The following is a 601-nucleotide window of genomic DNA, read 5'->3' on the forward strand; positions in this document are numbered from 1 at the left end:
ATATATAATACATATCTTCTTTATTATACTTTTTATAATCGTTAACAAGATCTTCTAAAGTTATTGAATGAAAAAAGTTACTAATTTTATTATTTATTACATTCCATAAATTTTCACTCATAAAATTTTCTATTTCATTTTCATCATTTTCTATATCTATTAAAAGCAAGTCTCCTTCTAAAACACTTAAAATATCTCCAATAGTAAACTCCCTAGGGCTTTTAGCTAAAAAATATCCTCCTTGTGCCCCCTTCTTCGCATTAATTATTCCTCCCTTTCTTAGGGATGAAAAAATTTGCTCTAAGTATCTTTCTGAAATCCCTTGTCTTTCAGAAATACTTTTCACTGTAACCATATCAGAAGACGAAAATATACATATATCTATTAATGCTCTTAAACCATATCTACCTTTTGTTGAAATCTTCATAAAACCACCATTTCTTACCTTTCCTGCTATATTTAATTATATTAAGACATTTTTAGAAAATCAACTACTAATAACTGTTTTAATACAAAATTTTCTATTAATATTTTTAGTTCTAATACATAGGCTTTCTTATGTAATCCTATGTTTTTTCTATGTATTCCTTCTTATCTATAA

Annotated in this window: 1 protein-coding gene; it reads right to left on the bottom strand. The window is 25.3% G+C overall.

Annotation, left to right across the window (positions count from 1 at the left end; all coding sequences use genetic code 11):
• Positions 1-427: RrF2 family transcriptional regulator (locus CLCHR_RS24305; RefSeq protein ID WP_079442493.1), on the bottom strand; the 427-nt coding region annotated here is incomplete at its 3' end.
• Between the last annotated feature and the right edge of the window lie 174 nt (positions 428-601).

Origin of the sequence: Clostridium chromiireducens, assembly GCF_002029255.1 — a bacterium.
GTDB classification, from domain to species: Bacteria; Bacillota; Clostridia; order Clostridiales; family Clostridiaceae; genus Clostridium; species Clostridium chromiireducens.